The following is a 25,135-nucleotide window of genomic DNA, read 5'->3' as shown; positions in this document are numbered from 1 at the left end:
AGTAATGACAGTGAGTGCGAAGTCGCGGCCTGAGCGCGTGCGAGCCGAGGAGGACCGCGTGCTGGCGCTGAGCCCGTCCTCAGGAGTTCTTGGTTCTGGTGAGGATCTGGCTGAACCACAAACAGTGCAGGCCGTGTTGGATGCGGTGACGGACTCCACGAGGGCCGAAGGCGCGCTGGTGATCGTGAACGGGGCACCTGGTGCGAGTTGTACGGGCGTCCTGCGCCGCACCGTCTCTGCGCGTGGTCGACCCTCGCTGTGGGTTCATGCCATGCCAGGGGCCGATGACGGCGAGCAAGGATGCATGGGGCAATGGGTCAGCGTCGGTGACGAGGGAGCCGAGGTAGCGACCACGCCAACGCCTGAGAGCGGCGCGACCATGGCCGAATTCCTCCAAAGCGTCGATGGTCACCTCGGCCACGACACCGTGGTGGTCGTCGACAATTTCCACCTGCTCACACCGGCGTCCGCCAACGCTCTGCTGGTCTGGAGCCAGGTAGCGCGGGTTCATGGTGCGACCCTGCTGATGGGCTATCACGCCTCGTTGGACGCTGCTGGCGTCGGCGCTCTTCTGACGATGGCAACGGATGTCCGCTGGATCGACCTGCGGTGGAAGTCTGACGCCGAAGCCCGCGCCTTCCTACGCGATGCGTCGGAGTGGTCGCATGACGACCTTCTCGAGGTGGCAGTGGCGGCCTCGGGGGGAAACCCCGAAATGCTTCGATGCGTCAAACGCGCCATTGGTCAGGAACCTGTCGTCCACGCCGACCAATGGCCGCGATTCCATCGCCAGGCGCTCGAGGCTTTCGGGCTGTACGTTCTGTCCCAGCAGGACCAGGATGCTCAGGTGCTCGCCCGGGTCGTGGCCTGGGTATACCCGGAGTTGTCGGTCTCCGATGTAGCCCAGAACCTTGGGCTGGATTCACACGTTGCGGTTCGCGTGGAGCGACTCCTGCGTGAACTTGCCTTGGTATCAGACCATCCCGCCGTGATGTCCGAGATTCGCAGTGCACTGCACGACCACACGTCGACGGCGATGCGCCGCCGGTGTGCCCAGGCTGCACGCGCGATGCTGACAGATCAGGACGCCACCCGGTGTGCCCATTTTGAGATGGTGGCCGAGGCCGCGGAGGATCTCACCGGGTCGGGCTGTCTGGCCGAAGAGGCCTACGAGGAGGCATTGGCCAGCGGACGTGCTGACCGTGCCGCGGAGATCGCGACCCGCGTTTTCGCCAGATCGACCGACGAGCAGGAGAGATCCTGGGCTAGCCGAGCTCAATTGCGAGTGTGGCTCCGACACGACTGGAGTCGTGCGGCGGCGCAGCTCACCAAGATTGACTCCTCATCAATCGAATCGGACCTCGACCTGACCGGCATTTCGCCGCTGTTTGGGCTCGAATCCGGACTTGCTGCAACGGTATTGCTGAATACGTGCGTTGATATTGATCCACGAGTCCAGAGCGAGGCGAGGGTGTGGGCGGGGCAGGACAGCCCCGGCGTCAGTGCTCCCGATGCCAGGGACTCGGCCGCGTATGCGACCTTTTTGGCGCTGAGTGCGTTTGCGGGGAAGTCAACGTCGACTCAGTTGGCTGAACTGGATGCCTCCTGCTCGGCGGGCGGCGCATGGCTGGACACCGACGCGTGCCTGGCGAACCGTCTCGCGTTGGCCTGGCTCGCGCTCGCCGACTATGAGCGAGCCCAACAGTGGGCCGCTCTTGCCACCTTCAATGCGGCACCCGATGAACATCCCGAACGCGGCCTGGGCCATCTCGTACGGGCACAGAGTTTGCTGCGTCAGGGCGAACTGGCACGAGCTCGTGAAGAAGCCAGAGCCGCCCGGTCGGAGTTTGAGGAAATCAGAGCCGGCAACCTTTCCGCGGTCGCGGCGTTGACGCTGGCGCATGCGACGCTGGAGGAACGCGAAGACCCTGGCGTCCTTGCGGACTTCGTCGGAGATGACGTCCACCCGCTGTTTTCCGCCTACCGCCGGTATGTCCAAGCCCGCCACTCGCTGCTCCTAGGAGCGCATCAGGAGGCAGTCCGGCAGCTGTTTGAGACGGGGCGTTCATTGCAAAAGGTGTGCCCGAACAACCCATCGCTGACGAACTGGCGATTGCACCTGTCGGCGGTGTTCCGGGCAACGGGGCAGCGAGAGTTCCTGGAGCACATCGAGCAGGACATTGTCCGATCGTGGCGTCAGTGGGCACAGGAAGAGCCCGAGGCGGTGGGCCGTCGGTCGGTCGTCCTCGGACGCCTGGCCGAGGAGGTGCTGACGAACTCCGGTGACCGCGTTGGGCTGGAGGCGCTCTCGCCTGCCGAACGGCGAGTGGTGGATGTGGTGGCGCAGGGCATGAGTAACCGTGAGGTCGCCAAGTTCCTATTCCTCAGCAAGCGGACTGTCGACACCCACCTGGGCAACGTGTATCGCAAGCTTCAGATCGAATCGCGTGATCAGCTCAGCGCCCTCGTCGCTGCGGATTGCTCGGGGAGTACGACCGAACTGGTCGCCTTCGGGTGAGGTGACGGCTCCTCGACCACGGAGGGGGTGGAGGGGCTTCGCCGTCGGCGAGGCCCCTTCACACGTGAACGGACAGAAACCCCTCGAGGTGCGCCGCGCACGCCTCGGGCTCTTCGAGGAGCGGAAGGTGGCCGACAGCGGGCAGCTCGGTCATGAATGCTTGTGGTGCATGTGCGGCAATCAGTTCGGCATTCTCGCGAAACAGAGGCATGTCGTGCGATCCGCTGAGCACGAGTACCTCGGCCCGCAAGCCGGCGAGTTGGTCTGTGGTTTGCGATGTTTGCGCCAGAGTTGCCATGGAACCGGTGCGAAGCTCGGCGAAGGAATGGGTGGCCACCATCTGCGCCAGCCGCTCGAATCGCGCAGGGTGTTGGCGCAGACCCGTGAAGATATCCGGGGGTGCAGCCATCCAGATGTCGGCCAACGGCCGCCCAGACACTCCGCGAAAGAGCGCCTTCGCTAATTCGATGTACTTGTTCCGTGCGGCGTTGTCGTCGGTACGCCCGGACAGGGTCGGCGCCGCGAGAATCAGGCGATCGACCTGGTCGGGGAACTCCAGCGCCACCTGGAGCGCGATGCTCGAACCAAAGGACAGGCCCACGAGGTCGCGAGACCCGGCCTCGGCCATGCGGTGTGCGACGTGCTCGGCCCACCCAGTGAGTGAACTCGGCATCGCCGTGGCGGATTCCTGGCCATGGCCCGGAAGATCGATTCCTACGTGGCGGATGCCGGGCAGATTCTCCCAGAGTTCGCCCCAGATCGCGGTCGTCATCGTGTAGCCCGGGACCCATGCGAGCGGCCGGTCGCTCATGGCACTGGTGCCGAACGCGGCGCGACTAGTGACGGGAACCGATCGATCCAGGCGCGGTATGCCACGACGTTGACGTCGGCGTCATCAAGCGCCCACGGTGCGTCGTGATCGAGGTGGGCCCACACCTCCGTGTCCTGGGCAATCGCGACCTTCGAGCCATTCACGATGTGGGGGAGGGCAGGGCTGTCCTTGCCGATGACAGACACCCGCACGCGCGTGCCACCGGGCTCCGGGGTGGCCGCCGTCAGAATGACCGGCGGGTTGTCTTCACTGCCGAAGGAGGTCGCAACGACTGTTGGGCTGAATGCGACTGCCCTGAAAGCAGATCGGCGCGAGGGCTTCCAGTCGCCCCCGGCGAGATAGGCACGAGCGGCCTCAGCGAAGCGTTGGTCGTACCAGGGGTCGGTCATGGTGACGAAGTCTCCACCAATGACCAGGGTGCCGTCGGGCTGTGCCGAGGTGACCATACCGTCGAGGTTCGGCACCGAGTGAACTGGCGAAAAGTGTTCGACATCGAAGGCGTTCTCCACGACGAATTCACAAGGAACGTCGACCAGTTCGTTCACAGCCGGAAGGATCACGCTCCCCTCGGTCATCGTGCGGAGCGCGGCGGGGAACCCGCAATCCCCTGGCTCGCCGTCGGCAAACCGAACGAACAGCAACGGGCCGATGTGAAGCGTCTCGTAGGCATTCACACTCGCCCGCTTGGGGTGATTGCTGGTCGCGATGAGACGCCCATGGAAGGGGCACACCACGCAGTCACCGCGTACCTCTCCGCCCTGGGCAAGGTTCGCGCCACGATGCGGGCACGTGGAGTCTGTCACTCGATAGACGGGTCCGCCATCGACCTCGGTGCGAATCACCATGATGCGGCGATCGCCGATGCGTAGCGGAGTGAGGTCTGAGGTGATCTCGTCTGTGAATGCTGCGAGATACCACCCGGCATGCGTGGCGGTCATGGGTGAGCCAACTCCTTCGACGTCAGGTGGAACAAGTGGTCGATCGCGCGGCGGGCTGTCCCCACCGCGCGATCGAGGTAGGGATGTGATGGCCCGGCGCCGCACGCTTCGCCAGCCATCACCAGAGCGCCGACGGCCTCGGCCCAACGTGCACCGTCAGAGGCGGTCGCGGTGGCCGCTGTGAACGTGCCGCCAGCCCACGGGTCAGAGGTCCAGTCGTGCGCGGCGTAGGGCGTTGGAGTCAATGCCATTCCGCTCAGCTCTACCAACGCTGATGAGAGGCTTCCGTCCCGGATGGCGAGGTCGAGTCCTCCTGCAGCGGGCCCTTTGGAAACCAGGGTGGCAATCGGCGAATCCTGTTGCCAAGTCAGGAGTCCCACGTCCGGGAGGAAGGCGAATCCGGTGTCAGGCGCGGGCGCCTTGGCGGCGTACGCGGTCACTCGACCGGGCCCTAACGGGAGTGATTCGGCGAGGGAGTTCTTTGCTTCGGCGAGTCCGCCGAGTTTGAGCGTTCCGGTGGCGACCACCGGGGGCGGCACCGTCAACAGCACGGCGCGGGCGATGAAGGTTTCCTCATCGACCTCGACCTCGGCTGCGTGGTGTCCGACCTCGACGCTGCGCACGGGCGTACTGAGCCGTACGGTTATACCGCTACCCGCGAGCCGCTCAGCTGCCTCTGACATGCCCCTGCGGGGAACGTTCTTACCGGCGGGGGCGGGTGCCCATTGGGCTTCGTGGACAACGTGGTGCAAAGTCGCGGTGGTCGGTGTCGTGCCGGTGAGTTGCTCGATCCACGCGAGGAACTCGGCGGACGCTGATGCTCCAACCTTGGCCATCTCCAGGGCGCGTGGCACGGACATGGCGTCGGAGAAGGACCCCATCACTCGATCCAATTCCTGGAGCTTTGCCTGGACGGCCATCGGATGATCGCGATCACCAGGTTCGAATGACCGAGGACCGTCCCGCCACAGGAGCGCGCGATCCGGATCGGGCACCGTGATGAGGTCGGTCTGGGCAAAGAGGTCAAGAACGGGGTTGTCCCCATGGATGACCTGGGCGCCGAGTTCAATCGGGAGACCTGTCGGGCCCTTGACCGTGTGGATCCGACCGCCGAGGCGGTCCCTGGCCTCAAGGACCAGAACGCTCACACCACGATCGGCCAGGATGCGCGCGGCAGTCATTCCGGCGATACCGGCACCAATAACAATGACGTCCCAACTCATGACAGCAACACCGCTGTCGACAGGGGGCGCCGCGGAAACACTCCCGGTCGCCAGGCAAACAGCGTGCCACGCGTGCGGGCGCCGGGAAGGCCCCGGAAGAAGGCATCGAGTGCAACCGGTAGGACGGCACGGACCAGGGGTGCGCCCAAGCAGAAGTGAGCGCCGGCGCCCAGTGCGAGATGCTGGCGAACTTGCGGGCGATCGATCGCCACGCCGGCTTCGGAGAACTGCTCGGTATCGCGTCCCGATGACCCGATGTGGATGATCACCTGAGTCCCCTTGGGGACGACTCCACCCGGCAAGTCAACGTCGGTCGTAGCTTTCCGGGCGACGAAGGGAATGGGGGTGTGCCAGCGAATGACATCCTCGCACCAGGTGCTTGCCTGGCCACCCAGTGCAGCTTGTCGGTGATCGGGGTTGTACAGCGCTAATTCAATTGCCGTTGTGAGAAGTTCGGCTAACGGTGCCCAGCCGCCTACGACGGCGAGGTTTGCGATCCCGACAACATCGTCCCGGGCAACATCGGGGGTGATTAAGCGTCCGAGGCGGCCGTTCGGATACGTACCGAGGTGCCGCTCTACCCACGTGTCGAGTTTGGCGACCGCGCGGCGTGCCTGCGCCGCTCCGTCCGCGGACGGCATGGGGTCAAGGGCAGCAGCGGACTCTGCGAACAGGTGCCCAAGACCGTCAGGTTCCGGGCCATCTTGAACGCCAAGAGCACAAGTTAGCGCGAGGGTGGCTAGGGGCTCGCTGACCTCGGTTGCCAGATCCACGGTGTCCCGGTCGGCGACCTGGGCAAAGAAGTCCGAGAACTGACTCCGCAGAGTCGGAAGGATGCCGTCGATCGCGCCCGGGCCGAGCAACTGGTGGCCCGGGCGCCGTAGCCGACGGTGGGCGTCATCGTCGGTGTTGAGCATGGATGTGGCAGCCCCAGATCGTTGCTTTCGATCAGCTTGCCCACCTGCGGCGGACAGACCGGGAGCCACGAGAGCGGCCCGGCAATCCGCGTACCGCGTCACGACGATCACCCCAGGGGCGAGCAGGTGCAGTGGGTCGGTGTTCCGCAAGTGCGCCAGTGTGGGCTCGGGATTGATCGCGAAGCCCGGCGAGAAGAGTGGCGTCGGGCCTGCGGTCGTCGTGGCGGGCACGGTGACCCGTCACTTCACCCGGGCGCCGCGCCAGCGGAAGGTCAGAAGCGCGGCCAGACCGCCAACGACAATCCACGCGGTCAGGACGATAGCGACCATCTGCAGGTCCCATGCTCCGCTTGCCTCGTTCGCGGCGAAAGAGTCGGGCAGGAAGACGGATCGGAATCCTTGAGTCATCCACTTCAACGGGAACACACTGGCCACGGACTGCATCCAGCCGGGCAGGTTGGTGAAGGGGAAGAACACGCCCGAGATGAACTGCAGGATCAAGAACGGTGGCGTCACCACCGCGGCCGCAGCGTTCGCGCTGGGAATCAGGTAAGTGAAGGCCAGGGCCAAGAGCGCACAGGCAGCAGTGCCGAGCGCCAGCACCCAGGCGAAGGTCAGCCAGCGGCTGAGCTCAGTGGGAAGTTCCAGGCCGTAGACCGCGGTCCCAATCGCCAGCAAGATCGCGGCTTCGAGCGCGGACGTGATGATCACCAACACGACCTTGCCGATGAAGTAAGCCCCCTTGGGCATCGGTGAGATCGCCAGGCGGCGGATGATGCCGTTCTCTCGGTCCATTGCGACGCTGATGGCCAAACCGGTAAACGCGGTGCTCATCACGCCTGCTGCGATGATGCCGGCAATGAAGTACTGCCGGAACGGAACGTTGGAACCTTCGACGTTGCCGTCGAAAATCGACGCGAAGATCACCAGCAGCATGATCGGCAACATCAGAGTGAAGACGACGTACTGCGCGTTCCGGAAATAGGAGCGAAGCTCTACCCCGGCGCGTGCGCGGCTTGCCGCGGCGAGGCCGGGTACGGCGCGGCGTTCACCACGAACGTCTGGCTCCGGTTGGGCGGGGACTGTCCTTGACTGGGTTTTCGCGGTGGTGCTCATGCCGCGTCCTCCTGACTGATGAGACGTAGGTAGGTGTCTTCCAACGTGGGGCGGGTCACCGTGAGGCCGGGAATCTCATCCAGGCCAACGGCACGGGCGTGCTCGATGAGGCGGGTCAGGATGACGGTGGGCTGCGAGGTATGCAGCACTGACAACGGTTCTCCGCCACGGGAACTGACCTGATCAGGCACTTGGCTTACCAGCGCAGCCGGAAGGTGGTTCCAGGCCTGCGGGAGGCCAGAGAAGGTGATGGTCACGCCCGCGCCGGCCGCGTTCTCAAGTTCCTGGACGGTTCCCACGGTGAGCATCCGCCCACCTGCGATGATCCCCGCGCGGTCGGCCAGCGCTTCGGCCTCATCCAAGTAGTGAGTCGTCAGGAGAGTCGTGGTGCCGCGCTCGCGAAAAAACTCGACGAGATCCCATGCCTCGCGACGGGCCTCCGGGTCCAGGCCTGTCGTCGGCTCGTCGAGGAATACGACCTCGGGGTCGCCGACGACCCCCACGGCAACGTCGAGTCGGCGCTGTTGGCCGCCGGAGAGTTTGGCGCTCTTGGTCTTGGCTTTGCTTTCCAGGCCAACCATGGCAATGAGCTCATCCCGCGGGATGGGGTTGGAATAGAACGCGCTGTAATGGTCGATGATCTCGCGCACGGTGAGGTCGGTGTATTCGGCGGTGCGTTGTGGCACGGAGCCAATGCGGTTGCGCCACGCGCCAGGGCCCTTCCCTGGGTCGATGCCGAGCACTTCGACGTGTCCACTCGATCGGCGCTGCTGGCCGACCAGAATGTCTACCGTTGTGGTCTTTCCCGCGCCGTTAGGGCCGAGCAAGGCGAATACCTCACCGGCATGCACCTCGAGATCGAGCGAGTCGACGGCCACAAAGGAGCCGTAATTCTTGTGCAGGTCACGGACATTGATCGGTGCTGTCGCAGCCATCTGCCTCTCCTTTGGTCGGGTCCTAGTCACAGTCTTGGAGGGCGCTCGGGCGCTTCCGAGACCCAGATAGTGCGCAATACCGCCGAAACGCACGTAGCCGGTACGCATGAGTGCGTCGGGAACTCTGCTTCCACCGTCTGATGCACGACACGCGAGGGCCCCGGGCCAGGTGGCCCGGGGCCCTCGCGGAACGACAGCTGAGATCAGCCGCAGCAACAGCTGCAGCACACTCCAGCGGCGGTGGCCTGAAGTTCGCCGGACGTGAGGTCGGCGCCATCGATCGCCGGGGATTCCGGGACGTGTAGCTCCACCGCGCCCTTGGCGATGCCCTGGTCGATGAGGGCGGCCTGCTGGTCGACGATGGCGTCCTGCGCCTCGTCGCTGGAATCACTGGGGGCCTCATGCCGGACAACGGTGACGGACACGTTGTCAGGGATGGCGAGCCCAGCTTCAGCGGCCGCGCCCTTGGGGTCGGCGTCGAGACGAGCGTTGAACTCGTCATCGCTCCAACTCTTCAGCAGAACTTGTGTATAGGCATCACGCGTGGTCATGGTGTGCTCCTTAGGTCAGATTGGTGGTGAGGGGATCAGCAGCAGCAGCAGGGGCAGCAGCAGCAGCAGGTGCCTCCGGCGGCACCTTCCAGTTCGGCATCCTCTAGCTCGGAGGTGTCGATCTGCGGGGTCGAGGGAAGGTGGAACTCGAAGACGCCGGTCTCCAGACCCGTTTCGTACAGGGCGACCTGGTTGTCGAGGCGGGACTGCTTGGCGTCTTCGGTTGTTGCTGGTTCGGCGCTACCGCGGGTGATGGTGACCTTGGCGTCTGCCGGAAGGACGAGACCGGCCTCGGCGAGGGCGGCGCGCGGGTCGCTGTCCAGACGCTGGCTGTACTCGTCGCTCGACCAGCTGGTCAGCAGCACCTTGGTGTAGGCGTCGACGAACTGGTTCTTGTTGTCCTCAGTGAGAGCCATGGCTCCTCCTTCATTGTTTGATCGAGCGAAATCCGTTGATCTTTAACAGATTTCGACTCGTCGGCAGTGGGTCTACCGAGCGATGACTTCATCCTGTGAGTGCGCTCCTACGGTGTGGAACCCCTGAACCAACCGATCAGCCGACGTAGGGCTCACGGGGGCCGTCGCAGGCTTGCGCAGAGGATGCTGATCCCGACGTAGCGCATACCGGGCGGTGGAAGCTCCCGCGCGCCGGCGCGCGGTTCGGTCAGACCATCCGTGAGGCTGAGCGCACGCATGGTCTGACCGAACTCCAGAAAACGGTGGGGCGAGCCTCGCACGGCGCCTCTCGCGGCCGCCCCAGGACATGACATGACTGACGGCCAGACCGGGTGCGGTCTGGCCGTCAGTCGGGTAGGTCGGTCAGCCGCAGCAACAACAGGGGCAGCAGCAACAGGACACGACGCCCGCGGCGACTTCATCCAACTCATCGAGATCGAGCTCGGAGGTATCGATCTGGGGCGTCTCCGGGATGTGCAGGACCACGAGCCCGGTTCGCAACCCTTCGACGTACCGCTGTACCTGCCGCTCGAGCCGAACGGCGGTGCTTTGGCTTTCGAAATCCGCTGGATCGTCGCTCGCGGTATCGGCTCGGGTGATCTGGACAGCGACTCCTTCGGGGAGAAAGAGGCCGGCCTCTGCAAGGGCGGACCTGGGGTTTTCATCGAGGCGGTTCGCGTAGGCATCGTCGCTCCAGGACGCGAGGAGAACCTGGGTGTATGCCGCGACGAACTCGTCCTTGCGGTCATCTGTGAATGCCATGGCACTTCCATTCGACGGGTTGTGTGGGTTCCCGCTCATCGTGGGCAGCCGAACCCGCGACGAAAAGACCTGAACGTGGCGGTTGCCGACGTAGTTGATGCAGGAAGCGATGCAGCAGTGCGCGCGTGACGTACGTAGTCCTCTCTGGACGTTGCGTAAAGACCGGCACCCGCCTTGAGAAGGACCGGGCCGGGGGCTCTGATGGCGATATGACGACGCAGGCACGACAAGGCAGTTACACCGTTCTGCCTGCCCTGAGGGGAGCTGAGCTAAACCGTCTGGAACGTCAGGCGCAACTCACTTTTCCCCGGGAGTTGGAAGCAATGGTGGAACACGGTTTAGACGAGAAGGGCGTGGTTCTGGAGGTCGGCTCCGGGAGCGGGGCGGTCGTGCGTCGGCTGCGGGAGAGCCTTCCGCATGCTCGGGTCATGGCGGCCGATGTTGTCGATGACTTCTTCGGTCAGATTGCGGCACCGACCATTCTGATCTCACCCGAGGGCCGGTTGCCCTTGGAGGACGAGTCAGTCGACGACGTCGAGTTGAGATTCGTCCTCCAGCACCTGCGGCCCGGTTCCAGGTGTGATCTCCTTCGCGAGGCATACCGAGTTCTGGTGCCAGGCGGGCGGATTCACGTCATTGATGTGGACGACGGGGACGCCGGGCACAGTACCGGCCGGGTGGTCCGCGGCCTTGTTGAAGTCTTCAACGCCATGCGACGTAGCCAGGAGGACGCTGGCGGCGATCGCTTTGTCATGCAATCGATCCCGGGCGAACTCTCCGAGTGCGGATTCTCTGGTGTCGAACGAGTCAAGAAGGTCGTGAGCACCGACGATCACCCGCTCTCCGCGTTCTCGGTCCACATGGGCCCGGAGCGCTATATCCCGTTGGTCGTTGACGGCGTCCTCAAGGCAGAACAACTTGCCGTCGTCGCCTGGTCTTGGGAGAACTTGCAACGCGATCCGGACACCTACATCGCCCTGAACGTCCACAGCGCCCACGGATACAAACCACGCCAGGTGGCTGAATCAACCGAGCACCTCGAGGACATCACATGAACTCCAACCTCAAGACCTTTCTGGCGATCTTCTGCTTCATCTGGGGGGTGGTCGGAGCCGTGCTTGCCGTGGTCAATCTGCGCACGGAGCCCGCCAATAACCCCGTGGCGCTGATGTTTGCCGTCGTCGGATGCCTCGGCTTCGTCATCGGATGGCTACTGACCCGCCGCCCCAGGTACTGACCTACACACCCGCCTTCGGACAGGAAATCCTATGAGCACCTTGCGTTTTCGCTCCAGCGCCCAAATCGATGTTGTGCACGGAACGTTGTTCATGACGAACGACGAACAGACCTTCATCATCGAGGACAAGAACACCGCACGGGTGGCCGAGCTGATCGATGGCACGCGGTCAATGCCGGACATCGTGAAAGAACTCAGCGGCGAGATGGCCTTCGATCAGGTCTTCGTTCAGCTCGCCCGACTGCGCAAGTCGGGGCACGTCGTGGAGACCCCGGACGCAGGCACGCCAGAAAGTGCGTACGCCGAGACCTATGGGGCAACCGATCGCCTCCTAGGCGAGGCCGCCTACCACGTCACGGTGCTGGACCGGACCGAGTCTCCTTTTGCGGGCGCCCTCGTCGACTGTCTTTCGCCGTACTCAGGAATCAGCGTTCACTCCGTGATGTCGGTGGATGCTCTGGACACCACAGATCTCGTGGTCGTGGTCGTCCGGGATTACCTCGACGACGACTTGCAGTCGGTCAACAAGCAGATGCTCTCCCGCAGCCAGCCGTGGCTACTGGTGAAGCCCGATGGTCGCGAAATGTGGGTCGGGCCGCGGTTCATTCCTGGCGAAACGGGGTGTTGGGAGTCGGCAGCCGAGCGCATCTCGGCGAACCGGCACGCAGCGCGCTACCTGTCCCGCTACAAGGGCGGGCGAGCCCGGGTGAAGCCAGCAGGTCGCGCCCCTGGTGCCGTGGCAGCTTCGGCTGGTTTGGTTGCCAACGAGATCACAGCGCTCGCCCTGGGCGCTCCAGGCGAGTTGGCCGGCGCGATGCGCTCGGTCGACATGAAGCGGTTCGAGACGCGTACGCACGTCTTGGTGAACAACCTCCAACACTCGACGGATGACCCGGCTGCGCTGCGTCCGACCAGCCAGGTCGAACTCGGCTCCGAGAAAGCGCAGTACATCGAGGACAACGGCTATCGGGTGTGCACGCCGAAGGAGACGTACGACCGACTCGAGCACCACATCAGTCCGATTCTCGGCGCGATCTCTCACCTGGAGACCCTCAACACCGATGAGGAAGGCATCACCTACTCCTTCGTCGCTGGCCACAACTTCGGTGTCGCCGGCCACAACATGGGTCTACTGCGCAACAACATGCGAGGGCAGTCAGGCGGCAAGGGGCGGACTGAGATTCAGGCCAAGGTCTCGGGAATGTGCGAGGCCATCGAGCGGTACTCGGGGGTGTGGTCCGAGGGACTGCCCGAGGTCCGGTCGAGCTACAACGCGCTGACGACGCGGGCCCTGGATCCGGCCGGCTACCTGTGCTATTCGCCGGCCCAGTACGCAATGCGCAAAGTGTGGAACGCGGACCCCAAAAACCGCCTGCAGGTCATTCCCGAGGTCTTCGACCGTGACCGGCAAGTCGACTGGACCCCGGCTCGCTCGCTGACGACCGGCGAGGAAGTGATGGTGCCGTCTGGCCTGGTCTGGTTCGGGCACCCCGACCTGGAAGTCCCTGGTCAGCGTTACGCGATCACCGACTCAAATGGCGGAGCTGCGGGCAACACTCTCGATGAGGCCGTCTTGCAGGCCATGTGCGAAGTCTACGAGCGGGATGCCGTCGCACTGTGGTGGTTTAACCGCAGCCCTCGGCCAGGCGTCGATCTGGACGCGATCGAATCGCCCTATCTCCAACAGATGATCGATTTTTACGCCACGATGGATCGCGAGATCTGGGTGCTCGATTTGAGCAACGACCTTGGCGTCTCGACCTTTGCCGCCTTCTCTCGGCGCAAGCACGAGGTGGAGGACATCATGGTCGGCTTCGGTGCCCACCCTGACCCGAACATCGCGTTCTATCGATCGCTCACCGAGCTCAACCAGTTCCTTCCCTTCGTGCGAGCCCGCGACGAGGACGGCAACACGGTGTACGGCACCGAAGACGAGGCGACGCTCGACTGGTGCAAGACCCGCACGATGGCTAAGGACTCGTGGGTCGCGCCCGCGACGGACCTACCCCTGACTCAGTTGGACAGCATCGAGCGGCAGTTGCCCAGCACGATGGGAGATCTCGTGCGGTACCTGGTCGACGACCTGGCCGCCGCAGGCATGGAGACCCTCGTGGTGAATCAGACGCGACCGGACATTGAACTTGCCGTCGCGAAGGTCTTCGTGCCGGGGATGCGGCACTTCTGGCGCAGGACGGGCCCCGGGCGAATCTTCGACGTGCCAGTGAAGCTCGGGTGGCGCTCGGAGCCCATGCGGGAAGAGGACGTCAATCCCATCGGCGTCTTCTTCTAAATCCACTGATCGATCGCGGGAGAAGCACATGACAATCGTTGAGGCAACGTCCACGTACGCAATCCATCTGGCCGTACGACCGGACGGCAACATGGCACCGGTCGAGAACGGACTCCGTGTCGATGTCGGCTCCTGGCAGCAAACTATCCCTGTGGCCAACGCAGCCGTCAGAGACGCGTTCGCCCAGTTGGCTGTCGAGCCGGTCACCAGCCCGCAGTTGATGCAACGGGCGCTCGCCGCGGGCGGCGACATGGCGATTGCCATGGAACTGAAGATGGCGCAGGCTCGACTGGAGGCCATCGGGCTTCTCGAATACCGCGTCGTGGACCCCGACGGCCAGGCGATCGCCGCACTCCGGAGCGCGGGCGCCCTCGCCGCGAGCGTTCGTCCGGTTCCGGATGATCGACTTCAGCGGTCAATGAGCCCGCACCTGGTGGCAACCCCGGCGGCCGGGCAGGTCCTGGTGGAGTCGGGTGCTTCTCATCTCCAGGTCCGACTGACCGCTGACATTTTCGGCGAGTTGGTGGCGGGCCGAGGCGAACTGTTGCCACGAGCCGTTCTCGACCTCCTGCACTCTGCCGGACTGTGGCTGACTGAGGAACAGATCACCTCCCGTGAGTATCGCCAATGGGATGCGTGTGATCTCTGGTTCCATCGCAAGGTCTCGGACTTCCGCCGCGGCCCGGGATATGGCGGAACCTTCAGGCTGGCAGGGGAATTCGAGCCGATTCCGTTTGATCGGCCCATTCCACCGGACGCGACGGTGATCGATCTCCCTGTCGCCGATCTGAATCGGGAGGACGAACCGACTCTGGCTCAGGCGATGGAGCGCCGACGCAGCACGCGGGCCTTCGCCCCAGGGGCCACGACGCTTGAGCAGGTGGCCGGAGTGCTCTACCGCACGATGCGGACTCGTGGCACGACAGAGTCTGAGCGGGGCCTGGAAGTAGTGGATCGTCCATACCCCAGCGGCGGTGCGATCCACGAGCTCGATGCCTATGTCCTCGCGGCGGACGTCAACGGATTGCAGCGCGGCCTGTATCGATACGACTCGCGCAATCACCAGCTCGTGTTGGTGACCGACCACGAGCGCCGCGTGGCCGCGATTTCAGCCGAAGCGCAGATGAATGCTGCAGCCGACGGCCCGGCTCCGGTCGTGGTGCTGCTGTCCGCCCGATTCGGTCGGCTGATGTGGAAATACGAGGGCATGGCGTACGCACTCCTCACCAAGCATGTCGGGGTGGTCTATCAGTCCATGTACTTGGCGGCTCAGGCTGAAGGACTCGGGTTGTGCGGACTGGGCGGGTGCTCGTCGATGACCTTCGCGGCAGCGACGGGTGTCAATCCGATGGCCGAAGACGTCGTGGGTCACCTGATCATGGGAGCGCCGGACCCCGGGTTGGCTAAGGGGCGCCAATCATGAAGTTCCGATTCAAGGCGCTAGAGCGAAAACGCCAACCAGACCAACTTGATTCGCCGCTTCTCCTCGCTTCCCCGCGCGGATGGATCGCGGTCTTCACTGTGCTCATCACCACGATCATGATCGGAATCTGGGGTCTTCTGGGGGCCGTACCGCGCGCCGAGGCAGCTGATGGCCTCCTGGCCTATCCGGGCGGCATCACCACGCTCGAATCGGGGCTCCCGGGGAACGTTGAATCTGTCGCTGTAAACCAAGGAAGCCGAGTTCGTGGCGGGCAGACGGTCGTCACCGTGCGCACGTCCAAGGGCGACAAGGTGCCGATCAAGGCAGCGTCGGACGGGCGAGTCGTCGCAGTCATGACGGCCGAGGGCCGGTACGTCACGCCCGGAAAGCCCGTACTGCAGATCGAGCAGGAGCGCGCCGCGTCCTTGGAAGTGACCTTGCTGGTCAGCGCCGAGATGGTCCCCTACATCCATATTCGGCAGACCGTCACGATGGCGGTGCCCGGTGTGAATCCGCGGACGTTCGGGCGCCTCAAGGGCAACGTTCGGTCGGTGTCGGCATTTCCTGCAACCGCGGGCGAAATCGCCACGGTGACAGGGCAGCCCGCGAGCAACATCCCGACAAAGCCGCAACACCTTGTGCGGGTGGCCTTGCGAAAGGACCCGTCCACGCCGTCCGGATTTGAGTGGACGAGTGCAGCGGGCCCGCCGATCACCTTGGAGTCGAGGACGCCTGTCGCTGCCGAGTTGTCACTGGGGACCTGGAAACCCATCTCAATTCTGTTGGGGGACTAGGCCATGCGTAAGCCGACGAGAACCGCACCGCCCAGAGTGGAGGAGGAGTGTGCCGGACTCGCGCCCCGCCGATCTGCGCGCCGAGCCACTCCCACGGTCATCCAGATGGAGGCTGTGGAATGTGGAGCTGCCTCGCTCGGCATCATGCTCGCCCACTACGGCCGCCATGTGCCGTTGGAGGAGCTGCGGGTGGCCTGCGGGGTATCGCGGGATGGGTCTAACGCAAAGCACCTGGTGGAGGCCGCGCGAGAGTACGGGCTGACGGGCAAGGGCCGGCGGATGGAGATCCCGGCTCTCATGCAGATCGAGCACCCCGTCATCGTGTTCTGGGCGTTCCAACATTTCATGGTGGTCAACGGGTTTGAGCGACGCCGGGGTCGCACGATGGTGCTGCTGAATGACCCGGCAACCGGGCCTCGACGGATGGCGCTCACTGAGTTCGACCAGGGTTTCACCGGGATCGTCCTCGACCTTGTCCCTGACGGGAACTTCGTCACTGGCGGTCAACCGCCTCGTACGGTCGAGATGCTGCGGGAGCGGGCGTCTCGGAACGGTCGTGGCCTGGCGCTCGCGCTCCTTGCGAGCGTTGTGCTCGTCATACCGGGCATCATCTTTCCGCTGTTCACGCAGTATTACGTCGACTCGGTGTACGGCACTCCCGGCTTCCTATCGGTGGTGCCGTTGCTCATCGGGTTGGCCGTCACGGCGACCGGGACGCTGATCCTGACGACAGTTCAGACCCATTATCTGCGCCTGGTCGAAGCCCGGTCAGCCCTCACGTCAGCAGGCCGGTTCATCTATCTGCTCCTGCGCCTTCCGATGAACTTCTTCCTGCAGCGACGACCTGCCGAACTGGGCCGGCGCGTTGCCAGCAATCGGCAAGTCGCCCAGACGATGACGCGGGACCTTGTCGTCACGCTGGTCAATCTGGTGCTCATCGTGGTCTATGGCGCAGCACTGATCTATCTTGATGTGCTGCTCGGCGTGCTCGCGATCAGCGTGGCGCTGATCAACCTTGTGGTCCTTCGAGTGGTCATGCGACGCCGAGTCGACAACGCCGCGGCTTTGGAGGCCGAGGAGGGGCGGCTGGCGGTCGCCACCTTGCACACCATCGCCTCCATCGAGACGGTCAAATCCTCCGGAACGGAGCCAGCGTCGTTTGGGCGGTGGTCTGGATCCATGGCGAAGGCCATGACGGAGTCCCAGCGCCTTGGAGTACCCACCGCACTGCTGAACGTCGTTCCGCCCATGCTGGCCACCGTCAACTCAGGTCTCGTGATGCTGGTCGGAGGACTTCGGGTGACCGACGGCGCCCTGACGGTGGGCGTGCTGTTCGCCTTCCAAGCCTTGTTGACCACCTTCACCCGCCCTCTGACGCAGCTCACGAATCAAGCCGCTGCGATGCAGGAAATGCAAGCCCAGCTCTACCGGCTTCGCGACGCGGAGAACTACGAGACCGACCCGGCATTCCACGAAACGGCGGGCGCGACTGACGACGGCCGGGTGTTGTCTGGGCGGGTCGACTTCGATTCCGTTGACTTCACCTTCGGTTCGTTGCAAGCGCCACTTGTCTCGGGCCTGAGCTTGAGTGCTGAGCCAGGTATGAGAGTTGCGCTCGTCGGCGCATCGGGATCCGGAAAGAGCACCATCGCCAAACTGGCGGCAGGGTTGTTGGAGCCGACCTCGGGGCGGATCCTGTTTGACGGACGACCGCGCAGCGAATGGAGCCGACAGACCATGTCGGCCTCAGTGTCGTACGTCGACCAGACCACGACCTTGTTCGAGGGAACGGTGCGGGACAACATCTGCTTCTGGGATGAAGAGATCCGCGACGAGAATGTGTTGCGGGCGTTGCGGGACTCGGAGATGTTCGAGGTCATTGCTCGCCGCCCCGGGGGGATCACCTCGGCCGTCGCGGAGGGCGGAAGCAACTTTTCCGGGGGCCAGCGTCAGCGACTGGAGTTGGCGCGCGCGCTTGTCACCGACCCCACCTTGCTCGTGCTGGATGAGGCAACCAGTGCATTAGATACGGCAACCGAGCGCATCGTGATGGACAACCTTCGGCGACGTGGGTGTGCGTTGCTGATCATCGCTCACCGGATGTCGACGGTGCGAGATGCGGATCTCATACTCGTGGTGGAAGACGGGGCGGTCGTCGAGTCGGGTCGGCACGACGAGTTGGTTGCGCTCGGTGGCACCTACCACGGCCTGGTCATGTCTGACCGGACAGATGACGAGGAGGACTGATGACCACTATTGACGAGACCAGCCGCGCGGATTGCTTAGGGCAACTCATTGACGAATCGGTCCCGATCCGGTGGTCGGAGCGGGACATGCACCTGGTCGCCGTGGCCGAAGCCATCCTCTACGTCGAGGAGGGCATGGTCGACCTCTTCGCGGTCACCACCGACTCCGATGGTCAGCCGACCGGGCCGTGGCACTCCTTGGCACGTCTTGCGCCAGGGGACATCATCACCGGACCGATCGCAGGACCCCGGCATCGGGTGCTCATGCGTCGAGTCGAGAATGCGCAGGTTCGCTCAATTGGCCTGCGAACACTGCGTCGTCGCCTTCGGGCGTCGGATGAGACGACCGGTATGGGGGCCATTCGTCGGCTCCAGGCTGCAGTCGCCTCTGGAATGGATTCGGCGCTACGCAAACTCGAGCAGCCTGTCCGTCGCACGCTTCCACCCCGAGACTTCTCGGTGCTGCCTGTTGGGGCCGTATGTCAGTTCTCGGCGGGCGATGTGTTGCGCCCCGTCGATGATCTTGCCTGGGTACAGGTCGCGTCCGGAGAGCTCACCCAGGGTCAATCCTCGACAGACCACACGGCCGGGAGCTTCTTCTGCGTGAGTCGTCAAGACTGGCTTCGGCTCACCAGCAAAGAAGCCCTGTTGCGGACCCACGACACCCACACGTTGGTCGCCTCGGGTGAGATCTGGCCGCTCATCGTTCAGCACTGGTCGCAATACCTTTACCAGATCGACCGGTCCGTGGAGCGGGCCGCGCACGCGGCCGAAGAACAGGTGCGTACCTCCCAGCGGCGCGACGAAAAGACGGCTAGCGCCATCCGAGAAGCCAATGATGACTTGCTGATTCGCGAGTCAGTCGCGCGACCAATCCATGGCCTCAGCGGAACACTGCTGAGTCACACCGAAGCGGTCGTGCGGGTGCTGGAGCAAAAGCGCGAAGACCCCACGGTTCCGGAGTCCCTTGCCCAGCGCCGAGACATCGCCGACTTCGACTCGCTCGGTGCGGGGGGCTGGGTTCGAACCAGGGGCATCCGGCTTGAAGGCGAGTGGTGGCTTACCGACATGGGCCCGGTGGTGGGCTACTGGGGCCCTGACCACTTGCCTGTCGCATATCTCTTCAATAGCGGCGGGTATGTCGCGCACGCGACCTGGCTCGAGACTCCCGTCCGAGTGACCAAGGACAACCACTTCTCAGGTGGGCGATATGTGTGGGAGATCCACGCGCGCCTCCCCGCGAGCGTGACTTCGGTGCGCACCCTGCTGCGGTACGCGATCGAAGGTTTGCGCGGTGACCTCGCGCTCTTTGGAGCTATGGCTGTCTTGGTTGGAGTGCTCAGCCTGCTGACCCCCATCCTCAACGGTACGGTCCTCGGCAGCTATGTGGCCTCGGCCAATCGGTCGATGATCGTGCAGGCGGGCATCGCTGTCATGCTCGCCGCAGTCGTCGCCGCAGCCTTCTCCGTCGTCCAGAATCTCGCTGTCCTGCGGATTCAAGGCGCCGCGACGGCGCGCTCCCAAACGGGTGTATTCAGTCGACTCCTCGACCTCCCAGTCTCCTTCTTCCAGCAGTACTCCACCGGCCGTCTCGGCACGGTGGTCTTGAGTCTGAAGTCCGGCCAAGAATTGCTCTCTGGCGTCGTGGTGACCGCGACGCTCGGGCTCGTCGTGGTGGTCGCGAACCTTGCGTTGGTGTTCTTCTACTCACCTGCTCTTGCGCTCGCAGCGCTCGCGCTGGTCGCGATCGCCATCGCGGTGTGCGGGGTCGCCGGCCGCACCGTCCTTGGCTACGAACGCAAACGCTACGGAGCCGAGCAGCGCCTCAACGGCATGGGCTTTGAGATCTTCACGGCCATGAGCAAGATCCGCGCGGCAGCAGCGGAGGAGCGGGCATTCCAGCGATGGTCCCAGCAGCAACGCATCGTGCAGGCGTACGCCCTGCAGAGCCGCAAAGTGCAGGACCGCGTGACGGCGTTTAATGCCGTGTATCCGATTCTCTCGCTTGCCCTATTGTTCACGTTGGCCAACCTGCCGAGCCAGCCGATGCCGTTGCCCGCGTTGCTGTCGTTTCTCACCGCTTTTACTCTGCTGATTAATTCGCTCCTGCTCTTTACTGGCTCAGTGCTGACGGCGGGTGCCGTTGTTCCCATGATTGAGTCCTTGAAGCCGTTGCTTTCCTCTGAGGCGGAATCTGGCGTTGGTCGCGCCCATCCTGGTGAACTTTCGGGAGCCGTGAGTCTTCGAGGAGTTTCGTTTCGGTATAGCCCGGATTCGCCCTGGGTCTTGGACGACATATCGATGGATATCGAGCAGGGTGAGTTTGTGGCCATTGTTGGCCCATCTGGTGGCGGCAAGTCCTCGATCGTCCGGCTACTCCTGGGGTTCTCCCGCCCAGAGCAGGGCGCCGTGCTTTATGACGGCCAAGACCTGCGCGAGCTCGACCTGCCGGGTGTGCGCCGTCAGTGCGGGGTGGTTCTCCAGTCCGGCAATCTCATGCCTGGCGACATTCGCGAGAACATCGCTGGCGGGGGGCGCTACACCGAGGATGAGATCTGGGAGGCCGCGGACATGGCGGGGCTCACCCCCGTCATCAAGGCGATGCCGATGGGTCTCGGTACCGTGTTGAGCGAGTCTGGGGGGACGGTGTCCGGTGGTCAGGCGCAGCGCCTGATGATTGCGCGGGCCCTGGTCAATCGGCCGCGATTCGTCATATTCGACGAGGCCACTTCTGCCCTTGATAATCCCACCCAGCAGATCGTCGCGGAGGCAACCCGGCAGCTAAACGCCACCCGCATTGTGGTCGCCCACCGGCTGTCGACGATCCGGAATGCCGATCGCATCGTGGTGGTCGATCAGGGGGCGATCGTTCAGGTGGGCACCTACGACGAACTCATCCTGGATGACGCCGGCCTCTTCGCTCAGCTGGCTCGCCAGCAAGGCAACGCCTGAGGGGGCAGAAGAGTCAGGAACGCACGAATCGGCTGCGCCAGCAGAGTGAGTCTGGCGCAGCCGATGTGTGAGTGTGGCTCGGAGATGAATTCAGACAGCAGAGCTGTCAATCTCGACTGGCAGTGTCCTTGCCGAAGGTTCCGACAACAACCCAGGCGAGCGCAACGACCATGCCGCCGGCAATTGCGATGGTTTGACGATTTTCGTCAACGAGGGCGACGACCGCGCCGAAGATGAGTGTCACCACGAGCGCGATAAACTGAAGAATCTTGCGGTCCATGTCCTGGAGTGTGGCATGACAGCGAGGTGGAGGGAATGGGTCGAGCACCCTGACATCGCAATTATCGCGATGTGGTGATGGCTGACTATTCGCGAGATGACACGTGTCATCTGGACACGGTGTGTGTCGTCAGGTGATGTATGTCAGGTGAGTACATGACACCTGCCTCCGGCGATATGGCGATCATTACGGAATGCTCTCTCATAGAAAAGGCGCCGGTAGGAGGATCATGATGTTGTGGGCTTTGGTTGGCCTCCTTTCGCCGACCTGGCGGGAACTCATCCAGGGAGAGCCTCGGTGAACCTCGTCTTGGTCGTGACCGGTTCGCTCCATGCTGCCCATGCCCCTTTTCTGATCAGTTGGCTACGGCAGAGCCGTCAGGACCTTGACGTTCGCGTCGTCCGTACCCGTAGCGCCCGGGCTTTCGTCACTCGACCGGCGCTCCAACAGTTGTCGAGCCGATTAGTCGACGACGACGAATGGGAATGTGATTCCCCGGGGCTGCTGCACCACGTCGATCTCCAGAACTGGGCGGACGCCGTGCTGGTCTATCCGGCGACGTTGGACTACCTGGCATGCATGGAGCGCGGCGAGCGTGACGCCCCGTCGTTGCTCACGATCGCCTGCGCAGGCGTACCCGTCGTCGTCGCACCCACGCAGCCTTCGGGCGGTGCGCAGAAACGACAACTGCAGCACGTTCTCCGAGCACTTCAGGCCCACCAGGGTGTTGGTGTCGTGACACCGCGAGCATCGACGGCAGACGGCACCCAAGCAATGTGCGCAGACCTGGAGGCCGTGCTGCGCACCATCGAATCGCTGCCTGCCTAAACCCCGAGGCGTGCATGAAGAAACCTTCATGCACGCCTCACCGAGCCCTCACGTTGGTCCGGCAGACTCGCCACCATGGTGATGATGCGACGACTCGGTGTGCTGGCGGTATGCCTGCTGGTCCCGGTGCTGCTCGCGCTGGCTAGTCAGGCTTTGGCCAGCAGGCCGGGCCCGCCTCAGGTTCCGTCCGGTGGGCCACTGCGGGTCACCCCCGGGCCATCGACGACCACACCAGATGGTTCGCGCTCGCCGAGCGATTCCCCCAAGAGTGCCCCCAGACCATCTCCGAGCACCACTACCTCGAAGCCTTCACCTGACCCGAGGCCTTCACTCGACCCAAGGCCAACTCGAGCGCCCGAACGGCAGCCCGCACCCGTGCGTACCGAGCGGCCACCGGTTCCGGCCGAGAGGCCAGCCCCGCCGGAACGGCCGCAACCGAATAACCCTGCGTCGCCTCAGGATGACGACGGTGGAGATGACGGGGATGGTGGCGACACCGACACAGACGATGACGATGGAGACGACGGCGGAGACGATGACTGAGCGCCCGGCTGTCGACGATGACCGACGTGGCTCCGGGGTCAGTGCGCGCTGGCGCATCGTGGCGTGGTTGATGCTCGCCCTCGTCATCGCGCTGATCTCGCTGGTGGTGACGGTGCGCAGCGCCCTGCTCGCCGACGTCGGACGTGACCTTAACGCCGACATCGAGCAAGAGATCGGTGAGTTCCGCTCGTTCGCCGAGGAGGGGCGCAATCCAGAGACGGCTGAGCCGTTCACCGAGGTGCACACGTTCTTCCAGGTGTTGCTCGGGCGACAACAGGCCAACCGTGGCGAGATGATCATCGGCGTCCCCGAGCGCGGCCCAGCCCTCCTGGTCCAGGGACCGGGAACCCCAACCCTGCAGGAGGCCGGATTCGTCGAGGGCCAACGGGCGCCAACCGACACGCAGGCGTTCGCCGAGGTACTTCGCGGTCCGACAAGCGGCATCGTCGAGACCGATGCCGGGACCATGCGGTATGCCCGCGACGAGATGCGTCTGGGCGACCAGCGCGGGACCTTCGTGGTGCTGGCATACGAGCAGGAGCGCGTCGCTGAAGTCGGGCAGACCACCCGGCTCATGGTGGGCGTCGGCGCTGGCGCTCTGCTGCTCGCGGCCATCATTGCCTGGTTGGCGGCCGGGCAGATTCTGCGCCCCGTGCGACAGGTGCGGCGCGCGGCGGCCGAGATCACCGAGCGCGACCTCACGCGACGAATTCCGGTGCGGGGCAACGATGACATCGCTGAACTTGCGGTCACCTTCAACGGCATGTTGGACCGGCTGGAGGATGCCTTTACCGCCGAGCAGAGGTTCGTCGACGACGCCGCCCACGAGCTGCGGACGCCCATCACCGTGATCCGAGGCCACCTGGAAACGTTGGGCGACGACCCGCAGGAACGTGCCGCGAGCATTGCTCTCGTCATTGACGAGCTCGGACGAATGAGCAGGATCGTCACCGACCTGCTCGCGTTGGCCAAAGCAGACCGTCCCGACTTTCTCCGTCTCCAGGAGCCTGTTGACCTGGCGGAGCTGACCCTGGACATCGACTCCAAGATGCAGGCCCTCGGCGACCGACGCTGGAGTGTGTCGAACATCGCCGACGGTACTGCGGTCGTCGACCGGCAGCGAGTGACCCAAGCGGTGCTCCAGCTAGCCCAGAATGCGGTCGAGCACACCCGGCCCGGTGACCTGATCGAGCTCACCTCGCGCTTTGCCCGAGACGCCGAGCTGGGGCCAATAGTGCATTTCGAGGTACGCGACGAAGGACCCGGCGTGCGCCCCGAGGACGCGCAGCTGATCTTCGAGCGTTTCGCGCGGGCGCGCAATCTCGGCGAGTTCCGAAGCGGCGGAGCCGGCCTCGGCCTGCCGATCGTGCGCGCCATCGCCGAAGGTCACGGCGGCGTGGCCACCGTGTTCAGTGAGCCAGGGCAGGGGGCGACCTTCGGCATTACCCTGCCCGTCGCAGAGTTGCCCCCTGCCCTTCCCGACGAGAGACAGGAAGAACTCGGCAACAGCGGTGTGGACCAAATCGGTCGGCTCCTGGGTTCAGGGAGGCAGTCATGACGCACATCCTGATCGCCGAAGACGAAGAGCGGATCGGCTCCTTCCTGGAGAAGGGACTTCGAGGTGCCGGCTATCTGACGACGACGACCGACAGCGGCCGAACTGCGTTGCTGCTCGCCCGGTCGGACTCGTTTGACCTGCTGGTGCTCGACCTTGGCCTGCCAGATCTCGACGGATCGCAGGTGCTCCAGCGCCTGCGTGATGAGGGCTCCACCTTGCCGGTCATCGTGCTCACGGCGCGGGACAGTGTGCAAGACACGGTCGCTAGTTTGGAGGGTGGGGCTAGTGATTATATGGCCAAACCGTTCCAGTTTGCGGAGCTACTAGCGCGAATTCGGTTGCGGCTGCAAGAGGTTGAGGTCGCGCGACCCATTTCCGTGGTGGAGGACTGTGGCCTGGCGCTTGACCTGCGCAGTCGCCGATTGCGAGTCGATGGTCGCTCAGTGGACCTGACCGCGCGCGAGTTCGCTCTGATGGAGGTGCTTCTCAGGCACCCCGACCAGGTCCTCACCCGGGAGCAACTTCTCGGCGAGGTGTGGCAGGCGTACGTTGACCCCGGCTCGAATGTCGTTGATGTCTTTGTTCGTTCGCTGCGCCGCAAGATCGGAGCGGAGCGGATTGAGACAGTCCGCGGGGTCGGTTATCGACTGGTGCGCCAGTGACGACCACGGGCTACCGCACGTTCCGGCCAAAGGCTCCTACTCCGCCGGAGCCACAGCGCGTGAGTTGGAGGAGGC

21 protein-coding genes are annotated in these 25,135 nt (G+C 64.2%); 11 read left to right on the top strand and 10 right to left on the bottom strand.

The annotated features are described in order from the left end of the window. Positions 1-4 precede the first annotated feature (4 nt). A complete protein-coding gene (locus tag F562_RS0111555) occupies positions 5-2,518 on the top strand; it encodes a helix-turn-helix transcriptional regulator (RefSeq protein WP_026181215.1) in 2,514 nt (837 codons plus the stop codon). 58 nt (positions 2,519-2,576) lie between these two features. Here F562_RS0111555 and F562_RS0111550 read toward each other — a convergent pair whose 3' ends face one another. From F562_RS0111550 to F562_RS20800, 9 genes are all read right to left on the bottom strand, one after another. Beyond that, positions 2,577-3,329 (bottom strand): alpha/beta fold hydrolase, encoded by a 753-nt coding sequence (locus tag F562_RS0111550; RefSeq protein WP_083915533.1) that lies wholly within the window; start codon positions 3,327-3,329, stop codon positions 2,577-2,579. Next, positions 3,326-4,288 (bottom strand): Rieske 2Fe-2S domain-containing protein, encoded by a 963-nt coding sequence (locus F562_RS0111545; RefSeq protein ID WP_018157121.1) that lies wholly within the window; start codon positions 4,286-4,288, stop codon positions 3,326-3,328. The genes F562_RS0111550 and F562_RS0111545 overlap by 4 nt, the downstream gene beginning before the upstream one ends. Beyond that, the gene (locus F562_RS0111540; protein ID WP_018157120.1) at positions 4,285-5,511 is read right to left on the bottom strand and encodes a flavin monoamine oxidase family protein; all 1,227 of its coding nucleotides are present in this window, start codon (positions 5,509-5,511) and stop codon (positions 4,285-4,287) included. The genes F562_RS0111545 and F562_RS0111540 overlap by 4 nt, the downstream gene beginning before the upstream one ends. After that, positions 5,508-6,659, bottom strand: a complete 1,152-nt coding sequence (locus F562_RS0111535) for a cytochrome P450 (protein WP_018157119.1) — start codon at positions 6,657-6,659, stop codon at positions 5,508-5,510. Before F562_RS0111535 ends, F562_RS0111540 begins: the two co-directional genes overlap by 4 nt. Positions 6,660-6,668: 9 nt before the next feature. After that, positions 6,669-7,544 (bottom strand): ABC transporter permease, encoded by an 876-nt coding sequence (locus F562_RS0111530; RefSeq protein WP_018157118.1) that lies wholly within the window; start codon positions 7,542-7,544, stop codon positions 6,669-6,671. Beyond that, positions 7,541-8,479 (bottom strand): ABC transporter ATP-binding protein, encoded by a 939-nt coding sequence (locus tag F562_RS0111525; protein ID WP_018157117.1) that lies wholly within the window; start codon positions 8,477-8,479, stop codon positions 7,541-7,543. The genes F562_RS0111530 and F562_RS0111525 overlap by 4 nt, the downstream gene beginning before the upstream one ends. 203 nt (positions 8,480-8,682) lie before the next feature. After that, complete coding sequence (locus tag F562_RS18925; RefSeq protein WP_018157116.1) at positions 8,683-9,030, bottom strand: hypothetical protein; 348 nt, start codon at positions 9,028-9,030, stop codon at positions 8,683-8,685. Between the two features lie 35 nt (positions 9,031-9,065). Continuing rightward, positions 9,066-9,446 (bottom strand): hypothetical protein, encoded by a 381-nt coding sequence (locus tag F562_RS0111515; RefSeq protein ID WP_018157115.1) that lies wholly within the window; start codon positions 9,444-9,446, stop codon positions 9,066-9,068. Positions 9,447-9,848: 402 nt separating this feature from the next. Next, positions 9,849-10,247 carry a hypothetical protein gene (locus F562_RS20800; RefSeq protein ID WP_156822630.1) on the bottom strand — a complete coding sequence of 133 codons (399 nt, stop codon included), beginning with the start codon at positions 10,245-10,247 and terminating at the stop codon, positions 9,849-9,851. Positions 10,248-10,456: 209 nt separating this feature from the next. Between F562_RS20800 and F562_RS0111505 the strand changes: the two genes are divergently transcribed. From F562_RS0111505 to F562_RS0111475, 7 genes are read left to right on the top strand one after another with little or no spacing between them, the layout of a single operon-like run. After that, positions 10,457-11,302, top strand: coding sequence for a class I SAM-dependent methyltransferase (locus tag F562_RS0111505; protein WP_083915532.1), 846 nt, complete (start codon positions 10,457-10,459; stop codon positions 11,300-11,302). Next, positions 11,299-11,484 carry a hypothetical protein gene (locus tag F562_RS0111500; protein ID WP_018157112.1) on the top strand — a complete coding sequence of 62 codons (186 nt, stop codon included), beginning with the start codon at positions 11,299-11,301 and terminating at the stop codon, positions 11,482-11,484. Before F562_RS0111505 ends, F562_RS0111500 begins: the two co-directional genes overlap by 4 nt. Before the next feature lie 31 nt (positions 11,485-11,515). Beyond that, positions 11,516-13,774: a TOMM precursor leader peptide-binding protein gene (locus F562_RS18920; protein ID WP_018157111.1), complete on the top strand. Its 2,259-nt coding sequence runs from the start codon at positions 11,516-11,518 to the stop codon at positions 13,772-13,774. Between the two features lie 28 nt (positions 13,775-13,802). Then, a complete protein-coding gene (locus F562_RS20225) occupies positions 13,803-15,197 on the top strand; it encodes a SagB family peptide dehydrogenase (protein ID WP_018157110.1) in 1,395 nt (464 codons plus the stop codon). Then, positions 15,194-15,991, top strand: a complete 798-nt coding sequence (locus F562_RS0111485) for a biotin/lipoyl-containing protein (RefSeq protein ID WP_018157109.1) — start codon at positions 15,194-15,196, stop codon at positions 15,989-15,991. The genes F562_RS20225 and F562_RS0111485 overlap by 4 nt, the downstream gene beginning before the upstream one ends. A gap of 3 nt (positions 15,992-15,994) precedes the next feature. Then, positions 15,995-18,238 carry an NHLP family bacteriocin export ABC transporter peptidase/permease/ATPase subunit gene (locus tag F562_RS0111480; protein ID WP_083915531.1) on the top strand — a complete coding sequence of 748 codons (2,244 nt, stop codon included), beginning with the start codon at positions 15,995-15,997 and terminating at the stop codon, positions 18,236-18,238. Next, the gene (locus F562_RS0111475) at positions 18,238-21,189 is read left to right on the top strand and encodes an ATP-binding cassette domain-containing protein (RefSeq protein WP_018157107.1); all 2,952 of its coding nucleotides are present in this window, start codon (positions 18,238-18,240) and stop codon (positions 21,187-21,189) included. Before F562_RS0111480 ends, F562_RS0111475 begins: the two co-directional genes overlap by 1 nt. Positions 21,190-21,295: 106 nt before the next feature. Here the strand turns inward: F562_RS0111475 and F562_RS20935 are convergent, their stop codons facing one another. Then, positions 21,296-21,469: a hypothetical protein gene (locus tag F562_RS20935; protein ID WP_018157106.1), complete on the bottom strand. Its 174-nt coding sequence runs from the start codon at positions 21,467-21,469 to the stop codon at positions 21,296-21,298. A 297-nt stretch (positions 21,470-21,766) separates the two neighbouring features. Between F562_RS20935 and F562_RS18910 the strand changes: the two genes are divergently transcribed. The 3 genes from F562_RS18910 (at position 21,767) to F562_RS0111455 (ending at position 25,060) form a co-directional block, all read left to right on the top strand. Beyond that, positions 21,767-22,297: a flavoprotein gene (locus tag F562_RS18910; RefSeq protein WP_018157105.1), complete on the top strand. Its 531-nt coding sequence runs from the start codon at positions 21,767-21,769 to the stop codon at positions 22,295-22,297. A 460-nt stretch (positions 22,298-22,757) separates the two neighbouring features. Further along, the gene (locus F562_RS18905; protein ID WP_211206450.1) at positions 22,758-24,398 is read left to right on the top strand and encodes a sensor histidine kinase; all 1,641 of its coding nucleotides are present in this window, start codon (positions 22,758-22,760) and stop codon (positions 24,396-24,398) included. Continuing rightward, positions 24,395-25,060, top strand: a complete 666-nt coding sequence (locus F562_RS0111455; RefSeq protein ID WP_018157103.1) for a response regulator transcription factor — start codon at positions 24,395-24,397, stop codon at positions 25,058-25,060. Before F562_RS18905 ends, F562_RS0111455 begins: the two co-directional genes overlap by 4 nt. Positions 25,061-25,135: the final 75 nt, after the last annotated feature.

The organism is Demetria terragena DSM 11295 (assembly GCF_000376825.1).
In the GTDB taxonomy this organism is placed as follows: Bacteria; Actinomycetota; Actinomycetes; order Actinomycetales; family Dermatophilaceae; genus Demetria; species Demetria terragena.
The sequence above is the reverse complement of the archived record's forward strand: the minus strand, read 5'-3'. Positions and strand labels throughout refer to the sequence as shown.

What these genes read in the sequence shown, in the direction of transcription:
- F562_RS0111555 (WP_026181215.1), top strand. Translation starts at nt 5, where the DNA reads ATGACAGTGAGTGCGAAGTCGCGGCCTGAGCGCGTGCGAGCCGAGGAG.
- F562_RS0111550 (WP_083915533.1), bottom strand. Translation starts at nt 3,329, where the DNA reads ATGAGCGACCGGCCGCTCGCATGGGTCCCGGGCTACACGATGACGACC.
- F562_RS0111545 (WP_018157121.1), bottom strand. Translation starts at nt 4,288, where the DNA reads ATGACCGCCACGCATGCCGGGTGGTATCTCGCAGCATTCACAGACGAG.
- F562_RS0111540 (WP_018157120.1), bottom strand. Translation starts at nt 5,511, where the DNA reads ATGAGTTGGGACGTCATTGTTATTGGTGCCGGTATCGCCGGAATGACT.
- F562_RS0111530 (WP_018157118.1), bottom strand. Translation starts at nt 7,544, where the DNA reads ATGAGCACCACCGCGAAAACCCAGTCAAGGACAGTCCCCGCCCAACCG.
- F562_RS0111525 (WP_018157117.1), bottom strand. Translation starts at nt 8,479, where the DNA reads ATGGCTGCGACAGCACCGATCAATGTCCGTGACCTGCACAAGAATTAC.
- F562_RS18925 (WP_018157116.1), bottom strand. Translation starts at nt 9,030, where the DNA reads ATGACCACGCGTGATGCCTATACACAAGTTCTGCTGAAGAGTTGGAGC.
- F562_RS0111515 (WP_018157115.1), bottom strand. Translation starts at nt 9,446, where the DNA reads ATGGCTCTCACTGAGGACAACAAGAACCAGTTCGTCGACGCCTACACC.
- F562_RS20800 (WP_156822630.1), bottom strand. Translation starts at nt 10,247, where the DNA reads ATGGCATTCACAGATGACCGCAAGGACGAGTTCGTCGCGGCATACACC.
- F562_RS0111505 (WP_083915532.1), top strand. Translation starts at nt 10,457, where the DNA reads ATGACGACGCAGGCACGACAAGGCAGTTACACCGTTCTGCCTGCCCTG.
- F562_RS0111500 (WP_018157112.1), top strand. Translation starts at nt 11,299, where the DNA reads ATGAACTCCAACCTCAAGACCTTTCTGGCGATCTTCTGCTTCATCTGG.
- F562_RS18920 (WP_018157111.1), top strand. Translation starts at nt 11,516, where the DNA reads ATGAGCACCTTGCGTTTTCGCTCCAGCGCCCAAATCGATGTTGTGCAC.
- F562_RS20225 (WP_018157110.1), top strand. Translation starts at nt 13,803, where the DNA reads ATGACAATCGTTGAGGCAACGTCCACGTACGCAATCCATCTGGCCGTA.
- F562_RS0111485 (WP_018157109.1), top strand. Translation starts at nt 15,194, where the DNA reads ATGAAGTTCCGATTCAAGGCGCTAGAGCGAAAACGCCAACCAGACCAA.
- F562_RS0111480 (WP_083915531.1), top strand. Translation starts at nt 15,995, where the DNA reads ATGCGTAAGCCGACGAGAACCGCACCGCCCAGAGTGGAGGAGGAGTGT.
- F562_RS0111475 (WP_018157107.1), top strand. Translation starts at nt 18,238, where the DNA reads ATGACCACTATTGACGAGACCAGCCGCGCGGATTGCTTAGGGCAACTC.
- F562_RS20935 (WP_018157106.1), bottom strand. Translation starts at nt 21,469, where the DNA reads ATGGACCGCAAGATTCTTCAGTTTATCGCGCTCGTGGTGACACTCATC.
- F562_RS18905 (WP_211206450.1), top strand. Translation starts at nt 22,758, where the DNA reads ATGACGACGGTGGAGATGACGGGGATGGTGGCGACACCGACACAGACG.
- F562_RS0111455 (WP_018157103.1), top strand. Translation starts at nt 24,395, where the DNA reads ATGACGCACATCCTGATCGCCGAAGACGAAGAGCGGATCGGCTCCTTC.